This window comes from Specibacter cremeus, assembly GCF_003946885.1.
Classification (GTDB): Bacteria; Actinomycetota; Actinomycetes; order Actinomycetales; family Micrococcaceae; genus Specibacter; species Specibacter cremeus.
On record NZ_RWKQ01000015.1, the window covers coordinates 74354 to 87870 of the forward strand.

Annotated in this window: 13 protein-coding genes; 10 read left to right on the forward strand and 3 right to left on the reverse strand. The window is 69.4% G+C overall.

Going from position 1 to position 13517, the window contains the following annotated elements; translation table 11 throughout:
• The first annotated feature begins 4 nt into the window (after nt 1-4).
• From EJC77_RS07790 to EJC77_RS07805, 4 genes are all read left to right on the forward strand, one after another.
• Complete coding sequence (locus EJC77_RS07790) at nt 5-880, forward strand: bifunctional methylenetetrahydrofolate dehydrogenase/methenyltetrahydrofolate cyclohydrolase (protein ID WP_125611315.1); 876 nt, start codon at nt 5-7, stop codon at nt 878-880.
• Between the two features lie 162 nt (nt 881-1042).
• A complete protein-coding gene (locus tag EJC77_RS07795; protein WP_125611317.1) occupies nt 1043-2206 on the forward strand; it encodes a sensor histidine kinase in 1164 nt (387 codons plus the stop codon).
• Entirely contained in the window at nt 2203-2868 is a 666-nt protein-coding gene (locus tag EJC77_RS07800) for a response regulator (protein ID WP_125611319.1), read from the forward strand. Before EJC77_RS07795 ends, EJC77_RS07800 begins: the two co-directional genes overlap by 4 nt.
• A gap of 128 nt (nt 2869-2996) precedes the next feature.
• Entirely contained in the window at nt 2997-3488 is a 492-nt protein-coding gene (locus tag EJC77_RS07805) for a hypothetical protein (RefSeq protein ID WP_125611321.1), read from the forward strand.
• On the opposite strand, the gene EJC77_RS07810 is transcribed toward EJC77_RS07805, so the two are convergent.
• Together EJC77_RS07810 and EJC77_RS07815 are read right to left on the reverse strand one after the other, a co-directional pair.
• A complete protein-coding gene (locus EJC77_RS07810) occupies nt 3460-4905 on the reverse strand; it encodes an APC family permease (RefSeq protein WP_125611323.1) in 1446 nt (481 codons plus the stop codon). The genes EJC77_RS07805 and EJC77_RS07810 overlap by 29 nt on opposite strands.
• A complete protein-coding gene (locus EJC77_RS07815) occupies nt 4896-6848 on the reverse strand; it encodes a primary-amine oxidase (RefSeq protein WP_240629928.1) in 1953 nt (650 codons plus the stop codon). The genes EJC77_RS07810 and EJC77_RS07815 overlap by 10 nt, the downstream gene beginning before the upstream one ends.
• Nucleotides 6849-7116: 268 nt before the next feature.
• On the opposite strand from EJC77_RS07815, the gene EJC77_RS07820 reads away from it, so the two are divergent.
• The 6 genes from EJC77_RS07820 (at nt 7117) to EJC77_RS07845 (ending at nt 11606) form a co-directional block, all read left to right on the forward strand.
• Nucleotides 7117-7377 (forward strand): SHOCT domain-containing protein, encoded by a 261-nt coding sequence (locus EJC77_RS07820; protein ID WP_420820306.1) that lies wholly within the window; start codon nt 7117-7119, stop codon nt 7375-7377.
• Nucleotides 7378-7480: 103 nt separating this feature from the next.
• A complete protein-coding gene (locus tag EJC77_RS07825) occupies nt 7481-8020 on the forward strand; it encodes a hypothetical protein (protein ID WP_125611325.1) in 540 nt (179 codons plus the stop codon).
• An 84-nt stretch (nt 8021-8104) separates the two neighbouring features.
• Nucleotides 8105-8941 carry an exodeoxyribonuclease III gene (locus tag EJC77_RS07830; protein ID WP_125611328.1) on the forward strand — a complete coding sequence of 279 codons (837 nt, stop codon included), beginning with the start codon at nt 8105-8107 and terminating at the stop codon, nt 8939-8941.
• A gap of 19 nt (nt 8942-8960) precedes the next feature.
• On the forward strand, nt 8961-9989 hold the full coding sequence (gene trpS, locus EJC77_RS07835) for a tryptophan--tRNA ligase (RefSeq protein WP_125611330.1): 1029 nt from the start codon (nt 8961-8963) through the stop codon (nt 9987-9989).
• Between the two features lie 2 nt (nt 9990-9991).
• Nucleotides 9992-10552, forward strand: coding sequence for a 2'-5' RNA ligase family protein (locus EJC77_RS07840; protein WP_125611332.1), 561 nt, complete (start codon nt 9992-9994; stop codon nt 10550-10552).
• Complete coding sequence (locus EJC77_RS07845; RefSeq protein WP_125611334.1) at nt 10527-11606, forward strand: YihY/virulence factor BrkB family protein; 1080 nt, start codon at nt 10527-10529, stop codon at nt 11604-11606. The genes EJC77_RS07840 and EJC77_RS07845 overlap by 26 nt, the downstream gene beginning before the upstream one ends.
• Before the next feature lie 143 nt (nt 11607-11749).
• On the opposite strand, the gene EJC77_RS07850 is transcribed toward EJC77_RS07845, so the two are convergent.
• The gene (locus tag EJC77_RS07850; protein ID WP_164520348.1) at nt 11750-12547 is read right to left on the reverse strand and encodes a class I SAM-dependent methyltransferase; all 798 of its coding nucleotides are present in this window, start codon (nt 12545-12547) and stop codon (nt 11750-11752) included.
• Nucleotides 12548-13517 lie beyond the last annotated feature (970 nt).

Consider the following 13517-nt stretch of genomic DNA (forward strand, 5'->3'; position numbering starts at 1 on the left):
TCGGATGACCGCACGGATTCTTGACGGCAAGGCCACGGCCGCGGCCATCAAGGCCGAACTGGCCGAACGGGTCGCCGTGCTCGGGGCCAGGGGCGTCACGCCCGGCCTGGGCACCATCCTGGTCGGCGACGACCCGGGCTCGAAGTGGTACGTCGCCGGCAAGCACAAGGACTGCGCCGAGGTGGGCATCACCTCGATCCGCAAGGACCTGCCGGCCACGGCCGGCCAGGACGAGGTCCTGGCCGCCGTGGCCGAGCTGAACGCCGACCCGGCCTGCACCGGGTACATCGTCCAGCTGCCGCTGCCGGCGCACATCGACCAGGACGTGGTGCTGGAGGCCATCGACCCGGCCAAGGACGCCGACGGCCTGCACCCGATGAACCTGGGCCGGCTCGTGGCCAACGTCAACCGTCCCATGGCGTCCCCGCTGCCCTGCACGCCCAAGGGATGCATCGTGCTGCTGGAACGCCACGGCATCACGCTCAACGGCAAGCACGTCCTCGTGGTGGGCCGCGGCGTCACGATCGGCCGGCCCATGGGCCTGCTGCTCACCCGCCGCGACGTCAACGCCACGGTCACGCTCGCCCACACCGGGACCCGCGACCTGGCCGCCGAGCTGCGCCGGGCCGACGTCGTGATCGCCGCCGCCGGCCAGCCGCACCTGATCAAGGCCGCGGACCTCAAGCCCGGCGCGATCGTGCTCGACGTCGGCGTCAGCCGCGTCGACGACGGCACCGGCAAGGCGCGGGTCACCGGCGACGTCGAACCGGCCGCGTCCGAGGCCGCGTCGTGGATCTCCCCGAATCCGGGCGGCGTGGGCCCCATGACCCGGGCCATGCTGCTGTCCAACGTGGTGGAGGCCGCCGAGCGCGCCGCCTGACCCGGCACCTCCCCAACTGGTGGACTGTAGGTGCACGTTTTGAGCGGATTTCGTGCAACTACTGCCCACCAGTTGCTTAAGGGCGCGTACACCCGGGGGAGTACGGGGCCGTGCATCGGCGGAGCGACGCCGTGCCGGGCGGAACGCGTTACGCTCGGTGCCATGAGAGGTGCGCGGCGCGGGCCGCCCATGGCCGTGGTGGCGGTCGTGGCGGCGGTCATCCAGGTGGCCGGGACCCATTTTGCCCAAACCCGGCAGCCCGGCGCGCACCTGCTGGACCTGCCCGGCGTCGCGCTGCTGCTGGCCGGCCCCGCCCTGTTGCTGCTGCACCGCAAGGCGCCCGAGGCCATGCTGGCCGGGGTCGTGGCCGTCACCGGGCTGTACTTCGGGCTCGGCTACCCGTGGGGCCCGGCGCCGTTGTCCGTGGCGCTCGCCATCATCGTGGCCACCGCCGCGCGGCGGCGACCGTTCGCATGGACGGTGACGGCCGCCGTCGTTGTTGGCATTTTCATCTGGGGCGCCCTGGCCGGCGGCGACCTGGGCCTGGTGCGCGCCGCGGCCGCGTCCGCGTGGCTGATCATCATGGTGCTGCTCGGCGAGGCCCTGCGCGCCCGCCGGGAGTGGGCCGCCGCGCGCCGGGCGGAGGCTGCCGCGGCCCGGCAACGGGCCGAGGATGAATACCGGCTGGCGCTGGCCCGCGACATCCACGACGTCGTGGCGCACTCGCTGTCCATGATCAACGTCCGCGCGTCCGTGGCCCTGCACCTGGCCGACCGGGACCCGCAGCAGCTGGTTCCGGCGCTGGAGGCGATCAAGACGGCCAGCAAGGAATCGCTGACGCAGGTGCGCGACCTGCTCGGCGTGCTGCGCCAGGACGCGCCGCTGCGCCCCGGCCTGTCGCTGGACGCGGTGCCCGGGCTGGTCGCGGACGCCCGGAACGCCGGCCTTGCGGTGTCCTTGGCGTACGACGGCGACGCCCGGCTCATGCGCGAACGGCTCGGACCGGAGCGGGAGACGGTGGTGTACCGGGTGGTGCAGGAGGCGTTGACGAATGCGGTGCGGCATGCCGGGGCGCGGCACGTGCGGGTGACCATCGGGCCGGTGGCAGGTGATGCCCGGCCCGGGCCCATGCTGGCCGTCTCGGTGGACGATGACGGGCACGGCCGCGGCGGCGCGGCCGAGGGCAACGGGTTGCGCGGCATGCGGGAGCGGCTGGCCGGGGTCGGCGGCGGCGTGGAGTTCGTGGAGCTGCGGCCGGGGCTCGGCGTGCGCGCGACGCTCCCGCTGGACCCGGCACCCGCCACGCCCGGGGAGGCGAGAGCGTGATCCGGGTGCTCATCGCCGATGACCAGACACTGATCCGGGCCGGGTTCAAGGCGTTGCTGAACGCCGAACCGGACATGGAGGTCGTGGCCGAAAGCGGCACCGGCGCCGAGACCGTGGCGCTGGCACGCGCCCACCGCCCCGACGTGATCCTGATGGACGTGCGGATGCCCGGCGGCGACGGGCTGTCCGCCAGTGAGACGATCCTGGCCGACCCCGCCCTGGCCGCCACGCACATCATCATCCTGACCACGTTCGAGCTCGACGACTACATCATCAAAGCCGTGCGTGTGGGCGCGGCCGGCTTCCTGGTCAAGGACACCGAGCCGGAGGAACTGATCCGGGCCGTGCGCGTCGTCCATGACGGCGACGCGCTGTTGTCCCCGTCCGTCACCCGCCGGCTCATGACGGCCATGGCGGTGGGGGTCCGGGAGGTTGCGCCGCCGCCGGGGCTCGACCTGCTGACAGGGCGTGAGCGCGAGGTGCTGGCGCTGGTCGGTGCGGGCCTGAACAACGCCGAGATCGCCGGCCGGCTCTTCATCACCCCGCTGACGGCCAAGACGCACGTCTCGCGCATCATGGCGAAACTGGCGGCGCGGGACCGGGCCCAGCTCGTGGTCACGGCCTATGAATCCGGCCTGGTCCGCCCCGGCTGGCACACGTGAGCGGCACCCCGATACTCCGGCGGGAGTAGCGGGGTGCCTCCGCGCGGTGGACGACACGTGTGCGGATCCGCGGCAGTATTCATTCCGTAACGTCCAGCCCAACCGGCAAGCCCGCGGAGGTTCCCACCATGACCAGCACCGACCAGCGCGTCGCCGCCCGTGCCACCGGCAGGATCGCGGCCTTGCGCACGACCTCATTCGCTGCCGTGGTGATGATCCTTCTCGTGCTCGTTTTCGGCATGGTCGTCAACCTCTACGCCAAACTGCCGGCCTCGGATGAGGGCAGGGACCTGTTTGCGGCCTTCGGTGCCGCCGTGTCGGCCGGCCCGGTGCCGCTTGCCGTGCACGCCGTGCTTGGCACGCTGCTCGTGCTCACGTCATTTGGCGCGGTGTGGCGTGCAGTGCTGACGCGCCGGGCCGGCCTCATTGTGATCGCCGGCGTCGCACTGCTTGCCGTCCTCATGGCGTGGTTCTCGGGTACCGGCTTTGTCGGCCACCAAGGCAATGCGGCCTCATTCTCCATGGCCCTGGCCACCGCGGTCGCTGCCCTGTGCTACGCAACCGTCCTGTTCGTCACGCCCGCGGTTGCTACTACGAAACGTTCAGCGGGCGGCGCCTGAAGTAGGCGCTGCCCTTGCGCCAGTAGATGGCCATGGGAATGATACCGAGGGCAAGCGTCCCGAGCCCGATGGCATCCACCAGCGGCCCGAGCGTCGGGATGGAGACGATGAAGATCCACCCCATGAACACGGCGCCGAGCCCGGGCCACAGGCCGATGAAGATGAAGTTCTTCCACGACTTGAAGATGAGCTTGCGGTAGGCCACGACGACGGCCAGTGCGGCCAGGCAGTAGTAGAACGCGATCTGCAGGCCGATGGAGCTGATGGCGTCGGAGAGGATCTGGCCCACACTGCCCAGGAAGTTCGAGCCGATGAACAGGACCAGCGACACGCATGCCACCACGATGGTGGCGAAGGCCGGCGTGCGCCACTTGTGGTGGGACTTGCCGAACCGTGCCGGCAGCGTCTTGTCCCGGCCCATGGCGAACAGGGACCGGGTCACCTGGATCAGGGTGGTCTCCAGGGTGGCGATGGTGGAGAGCATGACGGCGATGATCAGGATCTTGCCGCCGAGGCCGGGCCAGATGACCTCGCCGAGCGCGCCCAGCACGTTGCCGCTGTTGGCCTGGATATCGGCGGCCGGCATCATCACGTTGATGCCGATCGTGAACACCTCGAACAGCAGGAACACGATGACAACCCCGAGGATGCCGCCCAGGCCCGAGTTCTTGTGCCCGTTCTCGGTTTCCTCGTTGAGGTTCGCGCTGACGTCCCAGCCCCAGTAGTAGAAGGCGGCGATCAGGGCGGCGGCGACGAAGCCGGCCATGCCCTGGAAGTGGTTGAAGCCGAACCAGTCCCAGGAGAATGCGGGCCCCGCATGGTGGCCCGTGGCCGCTTTCCCGATGGCGATGCCGGCGAAGACCACCAGGATGACCACCTCGATGGAGGACATGATCCATTGTGCCCGTGCGGTGATGCTGGCTCCCAACAGGACGCAGGCGACCATGATCAGGAACCACACGGCGCCGATGCCCGTGGCCAGGGGCACGTTGCCCGCGTTTTCGGGGCTGAACAGGGCCACCGTCATCGCCCCGGCGGGCAGCGACCCGGCCACCATGAAGATGGTCGCGGACACCACCAGCGCCCAACCGCACAGGAACCCGAGCGCCGGGTGCAGCGCACGGCCCACCCAGGCGTAGGCGGCGCCGGCGTTGACGTCCGCCTTGCCGAGGTAGGAGAACGCCCAGGCAATGCCGATCATGGGCAGCCCGCACCACAGCAGCGCGGCGGGGCTGGCCAGGCCGGCGGCGGCGATCAGGGCCGCCGTCGTCGCGGCAATGGAGTAGGCCGGCGCGCTGCCGGCCACGGCCATCACGACGGAGCCGGCGGCGGAGATCGCCCCGGCCTGCAGCGTGTGTTCGCGCTCTGCCGTTTCGGGCGCGGCGGTGGCGCCGTCTGGGGGTGTGACTAGTGGCATGAGGTGCCTGCTTCCGGATTGGTATTGGTGTTGTGTGCCCCGGACGCGGCGACGTCCAGGGCGGGGTTGCGGTCGAAGAACCCGGCCGGCTTGAGCCAGAAGGAGACCGTGTCCGCGGGCATGACGGGCCAGTCCTCGGGCCGGGTGATGTGATGGATGCCGAACGTGTACCAGAGCACGACGTCGGTGTTTTCGACGGGGCGGTTCGCCCGTACCCATGCGGGCATGCCCAGCCCGGCGCCGCCCTGGTTCACGAATTCGCCGGCCGGCCAGCGCTCCTCGGCATCGTTCGGGGTCACCCAGACGGTGTGCCCCACGACCTCGGCACGCTGGAAGATGGGCGAGGACGGGTCGAAGAATGGCGGGAACGTGCCCGTGGGCACCAGCTTGTACGCCACCGGCAGGCCCAGCGAGTTGCGCGAATTGTCGTTGCTCACCTTCCAGGCGCGCTGGGTGTCCCAGTTGTAGTCGTCGAAGCCCTCCGTGGTGATCGGCGTGCTCTTTTGCCGCAGCGCCAGCCCGTACGGGTTGTCCGGCCCCATCGGCACCATCTCGGTTTCGGTGCGGTACACGGTGTTCGCCGTCCCGTCGATGTCCAGGTCCAGCCGGGCCACGAGGAAGTGCTGGTGGAAGGGGGCGTAGGTGCGCTGGTCCACCAGGCTCCCGGACGGGTGCTCCTGGCCCTCGTTGACGTGGGAGGCCACCATGATGCCGGTGGCCCGCACCTCGCATTCGATGTTGCCGTCCTGGTAGAAGCGCCAGTACACCAGGTACTCGTAGTTGGCCACCGTCACGTGGAACGACACGACGAGGCGGCGCATCCGCCGCGTCTCGGTGCCGGCGTCGTGGTCGACGTGCTTCCACAGCACCGCGGCGTCCTCCTCATGGATGCACACGGCGTGCTTGATCTCGTAGGGCTCGCCGGCCGAATTGTGCATGACGGCATCGAGGTAGTGGATCTCGCCGAGGCAGTCGCAGCCGAGTTCCAGCGACGTCGTCATGAAGCCCAGGCCCCACTCGCCGATGTCGAACGCGGTGCGCCGGTAGTGGTCCTCGCTGGCGTCGCGGTACGGGACGGCCATCTCGGCGAACGACAAACGGTGCGCGATGGGACGCTCCCGGCCGTGGTCGTTGTAGCTGACCCGGTGCAGCGTCATGCCTTCCCGGTAGTTGAAACCGACGCGCAGCGACCAGTTCTGCCACCGGACCAGGTTCCCGTCGACCTCGAAGGAGACGCCGTCGGGCTGGTGGATCTCCAACGGCGCCAGCGGCGGACGCGTGCTCGAGTTGCGCAGCTGCTCCGGGACCAGGGCCGGGACATATTCGCCCATGACGTCCGGCCGTTCCACCGTGAACGTGTCCTCGATGCGCAGCAGCTCCATCGTGTTCACGTCGATGATGCAGTGGAGGCCGTTGACCGGGCCGGCATACGGGTTGGCGCCGGCACGGGCGCGCACCCACGTGTCCGACCAGCCGACGCGCCGGCCGCGATACTCCTCCGGGAGCACCGCATCCCCATACGTCCACGTGTCCATGAAGACCAGGGACAGGTCGGTGATGCCGCGCTTGGCCAGCGCGGCGATCACCTCCGGATGCTCGCGCAGGGCCTTGTCCGCCTCCTCCCACTCGTCGACGGTGAAGTTCGGCTGCGCGCCGGGGATGTGGGTGAAGGAGACGACGGCGTCGCGGGTGAGCGACACCCGGGCCTGGTACGTCTTGTTCGAGGACCGCTCAAGACAGTTGACGCCGACGATGCGCGCCGGCACCGTGCCGGTGGCCTCGAACGCGACGACGTCGGCCTTGGCCGGTTCGATCAGCTCAATGGCGGCCAGGCGCCATTGCGGGGCCGTGACGCCGTGGTCGCGGGCCAGCAGGGCCGTCGCCGCCCGGAACTCGTCCGCGGACAGCGGATCCAGGGGATGAAAGCCGGATGGAATGCTCACCACGCACTTCCTTTCGGGCCGTGCGGGCCCCGCAAAGGAGAGCCACGTCACACTAAATGAATCGGATTCATTTAGTATGCGGTTCAGGCCGGGCGTCGGCAAGGCCCCGCCGGGATTAATTTTCCGCCCGGGATGCCGGCGCCGGCATCCCGGGGGAGTAGGCGGGCGGGTCCAGGTGTCTCCCGGCGGCGGACGCCGTTTCACCGCCGGACGCCAAGACTTGAAGTGCAGCCGAAGGCCGGCCGCACCACACGAACGGGAGAATCCCATGTTGACCGCCACCACCCAAGTCATGGACACGTTCCACGCCGGCTGGGGACCGGGACCCTGGCTCCTGCTCTTCCCGCTGTTCTGGCTCATCGTGATCGCACTGTTCCTCATCTTCGGCCCGTTGCGGTGGCGCCGGTACCGGCTGGAGCACCAGCACCAGGGCGCCGAATCCGTGCTGCGCGAACGCTACGCGCGCGGCGAGATCGACGAGACCGAATACCGCCAGCGCCTCGGGGTGCTGCGCGCCGACCCGAAATAGCATGACGACGGCGCGCGCCGCGCCCCTTCCCCCTTGGGGCCGGTGCCGTTCGCCGCTGGTGGAAGCGGCCCGCGGCGGCCGCCGCGTTTGAGAGAATGGGGGCATGACGACACCAGGACCCGGCACCACGTCCCGACCGCGCAAGTACACGGGGCTGGGCACGATCGTGCTGGCCGCCGTCTTCCTCGTGGCCCTGGTGCTGGCCGCGAACAACAGCACAGTACTGGGCTGGGTCATCGCGGCGATCGCGTTCGGGTGGCTGGTGCTGTCCACGCTCGTGTACGTCGGGGTGCACAAGGCGGCCAAGTTCGGGGCGAACCAGATGCGCATGGCGCAGGCCCAGTTCGCCCAGCAGGCCAGTGCGGCGAATCCGGCGGGCACGCGGTTGGTGGACGACGGCGGCACCCGCCGTGGGGACGACGGTGCCACCCGTGCGCGCGACATGAAGCTGGACCATTCGTTCAAGATCATCCAGGTCCAGCTCGGCGTGGTGCGCGAGTACCTGGACCGCGAGTATCCGGGCACCTCCCCGGGCATGGTGGAGCGGGCGCTGGAGACCATCGAGATCACCGCGCACAATGGCCGCGACATGATCACGCCGGACGACGGGGGCGACGCCGTCAGCGGCACCGTCATCGAGTAAACGCCCTCCCCTCGGGCGCGTGGGCCCACCCAGCGCGGCACGCCGGACACGCCCGGGGCAACAGGTAAAGTGGAACAGGTGAGCATGGCTACCCCGAACGGTCACTTGAGGATCGCAAGCGTCAACGTCAACGGCATCCGTGCCGCCTACAAGCGCGGCATGGCCGACTGGCTGGCCGGGCGGGACGTGGACATCCTGTGCCTGCAAGAAGTGCGGGCACCCGACGCCGTCGTGCACGAGTTCCTCGGCGACGACTGGCACGTCCTGCACGCGGAGGCGGAGGCCAAGGGCCGCGCCGGCGTGGCCGTCGCCACCCGCAAGGCGTCGCTGGCACCGACCGCCACCCGGATCGGGATCGGCGATGACTACTTCGCCGGCTCCGGGCGCTGGGTCGAGGCCGACTACACCGTGGCCGGCGCCGACGGGGCGCTTCACAACCTGACCGTCGTCAGCGCCTACGTGCACTCCGGCGAGGTCGACACGCCCAAGCAGGTCGACAAGTACCGGTTCCTGGACACCATGGTCGAACGGCTGCCTCGGCTGGCCGAGGGCGCCTCGAACGCGCTGGTGGTCGGCGACCTGAACGTGGGGCACAAGACGCTGGACATCAAGAACTGGAAGGGCAACGTCAAGCGGGCCGGGTTCCTGCCGGAGGAACGCGCCTACTTCGACAGGTTCTTCGGCGCGGAGATCGGCTGGAAGGACGTGGCCCGCGAACTCGCCGGCGACGTCGACGGACCGTACACGTGGTGGTCCTGGCGCGGCCAGGCGTTCGACAACGACACCGGGTGGCGCATCGACTACCACATGGCCACGCCGGCACTGGCCGCACGGGCCGTGCAGTCCGTCGTGGACCGCGCCGGCTCGTACGACGCCCGCTTCTCCGACCACGCCCCCCTGGTCGTCGACTACCAGTTCTAGAAAGCCCCCGCCACACACCATGACTGAAACCAGCACCCGGCCGCGCGTCCTCTCCGGCATGCAGCCGTCCGGCGAGTCGCTCCACCTCGGCAACTACCTGGGCGCCCTGGTCAACTGGGTCAAGTCCCAGGACGACTATGAGGCCCTGTTCTTCATCCCCGACATGCACGCCATCACGGTCCCGCAGGACCCGGCCGAACTGCGCGAACGCACCCGCAAGACCGCCGCCCAGTACATCGCCGGCGGCATCGACGTGCACAAGTCGACCCTGTTCGTGCAGTCGCACGTGCCCGAGCACGCCCAGTTGGCCTGGGTGCTCAACTGCATCACCGGGTTCGGCGAGGCGTCCCGGATGACCCAGTTCAAGGACAAGACGGCGAAGGGCGGCGCCGAGTCCGCCAGCGTCGGGCTGTTCACCTACCCGATGCTCATGGCCGCCGACATCCTGCTCTACCGCCCGCACGGCGTGCCCGTCGGGGACGACCAGCGCCAGCACGTGGAACTGTCCCGTGACCTGGCCAAGCGTTTCAACCACCGGTTCGGCGAGACGTTCGTGATCCCGGAGGCGTTCATCCCCGCGGAGGGTGCGCGCATCTACGACCTGCAGAATCCCACGTCGAAGATGTCCAAGTCCGCTTCGGGCCCGGGCGGCCTGATCAACCTGATGGACGATCCGAAGATCACGGCCAAGCGGATCAAGTCCGCCGTCACCGACGCCGAGACGGTGATCGCCCACGACCGGGAATCCAAGCCCGGCGTGACGAACCTGCTGGAGATCCTCTCCACCCTGACCGGGAAGCCCGTTGACGTGCTTGTCGCCGAATACGACGGGAAGATGTACGGGCACCTGAAGGTGGACGTGGCCGACGCCGTCGTGTCCCGCCTTGAACCGATCCGCGCACGCACGCTGGAGCTGCTCGCCGACCCGGCCGAACTGGACCGCCTGCTGGCCCACGGCGCCGCCAAGGCGCGCGCCATCGCCGCCGGCACGCTGGCGGACGTGTACGACAAGGTCGGTTTCCTCCCGCCGCTGGGCCCGGTCGACTAGTCATGCCCGGCATCAGTTCCCTGGGGGCCGGTGCAACACCCGGCGCCGACGGGCTGGGCGTCGTCATCGCCCTGCCCGAACCGCTGCGATCCGAGCTCGGACGGCGGCGGGCGTCGTACGGGGGCCCGGAGACCGCCGTCGTCCCCCCGCACATCACGCTTGTCTCCGGCGTAGTCACCGGCGACTGGGCCACCGCCACGGCGCACGTGCGGGCCGTCGCCGCGCAGGCGCGCCCCTTCACGGTCACGCTGGCCGGGACGGGCTCGTTCCGGCCCGTCTCGCCCGTCGTGTTCCTGGACCTGGCCCACGGCGCCGCGGCGTGCACGGACCTGCACGAACGGCTCGTCGCCGGGCCGCTGCGGCATTCGCCGCAGTTCTCGTTCCGGCCGCACGTCACGGTGGCGCACGAACTGCCCGAGACGGTCATGGACCGGGCGGAGCATGAGATGGTTGATTTCCGGGCAACATTCGACGTGACGAGCATCGGCCTCTTCGACTTCAAGCTCGGAGGCTGGTCGCTGCGGGAGGAGCTGCAACTTGGGGGAGCAGGGGAGCGGACCTAGCACGCCGGCGCTGCACGCGCCGGACACGCACGCGCCGGGCATCCGCGCGCTGCCGCCCAGGGGTGCCGCGCCCAAACCGCCGCCCAGCCCACTCGACCGGGCCGGCTTGCGCCGGGCGGTGGCGGCACGCCGGGCCGAGATGGCCGCGGCGGGCACCTGGTGGCGGCGCGTGGTGGCCCTGGCCAACTGGGGATTTGCCTGGGTCCAAGCGTTCTTCCCCATGCGCGTGTGGAACCTGTACACGCGCCGGCGCGGGCACCTGCTGGCTGCCGGCAACGCCTACCTGATGTTCTTCTCCGTGGGCGCCATGCTCGTGGCCGGCTTCACCGTCTTCGGGCTCGTCGCCGCCGACAACGAGGTGCTGCGCAACGCCGTCATTGACATCGTGGCCGAAAGCACACCCGGCCTCATCAACACCGGCCACGGCGGGCTGGTCACGCCTGACCAGCTGCTGGGCCCGCACGGGTTCGGCATGACGCTGGTGATCTCGCTGGTCGCCCTGCTCATCACGGCGCTCGGCTGGATCAACGGACTGCGCGAGGGGATCCGTTCCGTGCTGGGCATCGCCCGCGACCGCACGAACCCGGTGCTGTCCAAGGTGATCGACCTGGCCACCCTGCTGGTGCTGGGGGTGGCCCTGGTGCTCACGAGCATCCTGGGCCTGGCCAGCACGGCCATCCTCGACGCCATCACCCGCCTGCTCGGCTGGGGCGACTGGTTCGCCGGGACGGCCGCGCAGGCCGGTTCGGTGGCGCTCATGTTCATCCTGGACGTGGCGGTGGCCATGATCATGTTCCGGTTTGTCTCACGGGTGCGCCTGCCGTTGCCCGTGTTGCTCCTCGCCTCCGGCTTCTCCGGCGCCGGCGCCACCGTGCTGCGCTTCTTCAGCGGCCTGCTGCTCGGCGGGATCACCCGCAACGTGGTGCTGGCGCCGTTCGTGGTGATCCTGGGCCTGTTCGTGTGGTTCTTCCTAGTCAGCCAGGTGTACCTGCTCGCCGCCGCCATCGCCGCCGTCCGCTCCGCCGACCTGGCCGCCGTCCGGCGCCGGAAATAAGGGTCCCGGAGGATCTGTGTGGAAATTTACGCTGGGCATCGGGTGGCCGTTTTGCGCGTCCCGTTTGAGGAACCCGTATCTGACACAGCGAAAATCATGTGTCAGCGGCTGCGACGACTTGGTCGTTCGTTGTCCCGCCGAGGCTAATCCTGCGGGTGCCGACCCCAGACGGAGACTTGAAGCGGTGGGGTGATCCATGCTTCGGGTTGGTCGTGGAAGGCGTAGAAGCGGTCGAGCTGGTCGACGCTGAGCGCGCCGGAGGCGAGCAGCTCGGCGTGGAAGCGTTCGACGTTGAGCCGCAGCCATCGGCTCGCGCCGTGCAGGTCGGCGAGGTCGGCGTGGAGTTGCCCGCCGATATTGTCCAGCCGGTGCGTGTAGAGATGTTCGATGAGCGATCGCCCGCCATGCCGATCCACTGCGGGCAGGTGCTCGAGAAACGCCCGGTACACAGGGGTGACGGCGTCCTGGCCGCTGACCGGATGGGTGGGCCACGCGGGCAGCTGGTCCCAAAGCATGTCGAAGGTCTCGAGCACGAGCCAGCCGCCGGGGCGTAGCGCGGCCACCATGCGGTGAACTGCGGCGGCCGGGTCGTGCAGGTGTTCGAGCAGGCAACGGGCATGGACTAGGTCGAAGGCATGGGTGGGCAGTTCGGTGGTGGTGATGTCGAGGCGCTCGACGGTGAGGGCGGGCCGGGCGAGCTGGTCGAGCAGCGTGGTGTCAAGGTCGACGGCGTGGACCGTGCCTCCGGGTGTGACCGTGTCAGCGAGCCACGCGGCGATCGAGCCGGCACCCGCGCCGACCTCGAGGCAGCGCCAACCTGGCCCGACGCCGAGCCGGTTCAGCACGGCCGTGGTCTGCGGGTCGCAGGCGTTCTCAAGGGCGCGCAACCGTTCCGGCTCCCGAGCCCAGCCGCGCTGGTCCAGCTGGTAGTTACCCGTCACGTTGTTCCTTCCGGCTTGGGTCGGGGAGACCCCCGCGGGGACGCGGGAGTTCCTGCTAGAGGTCACGTCGCTCGGTCGTTCTCGCGTCATGGCCGTTCGGCAAACGAGGTGATCAAAGCACCACCGTAACCCCGTGGCCCTACCGCCCGCCAGACTGGTGATCTTGCCCGTCCCTGTGGTGGATCCCAGCCCGGGGTTTCTCACTCAGTTGGTGCGCAGGGAAGCTGCAAAAGATGGAGAGCATCGTCCTCACCTGACGGCGATGCGCGGCACGGTCGCCCGCCCGCACGAATCTTCTCGATCGGCCTTGTCCGTCTGCGGCGACGCGGTTCATCTGATACTCGAACCGGCACCGATCACTGACGGGAGCGCTACCGGCCTTCTACTCCGTCGGTGAGGGAGCTTGTTCCCAAGCCGCTGGGTTTCGAGAGACGTACTCGGTCGCTTTACACCAGAACTCACCGTGTCCGTTCGCGTACATGTCGGCCCAGGGCTGGAATCCGGTCTCGTTTGAGGTGCGCAGCACTTCGAACATTGCTGCGGTTCTTCTCGCCATAGCCGCCGGCAGCGCTGCGCGGAGCGCAGCATCCGCATCATAGCTGTCCACGAAGGCGCGCAGCCTGGCGGCCGCGGAGTCGACAACAGGCTTACCTTCTACGAGCAAGCCGAAGGCTTGAGCGGCGTACGCGAGATCCCAGAGTCGTGTGCTCGGGCCCGGCCCCGTCCCAATCGATGAACACCCCGGAGCGCCCCAATGACGAGGTTCCGGGGCGCAAGATCGTTTGTGGCATATCAGGTTCGGGCTGTCGGCCGGGAGAAGCGTCTTCCAGCCGTCTGGGTCGGGATTTGGGTCAGATTCACCCACCTCATGGATCCGTCGGACCATCTGTTGAGCGTCTCGTTGGCTGACGATGCATTGGTCATGGTGGGTGACGATGACGCTGCCGTGGTCCTGGGTCCGTCGGCGGCG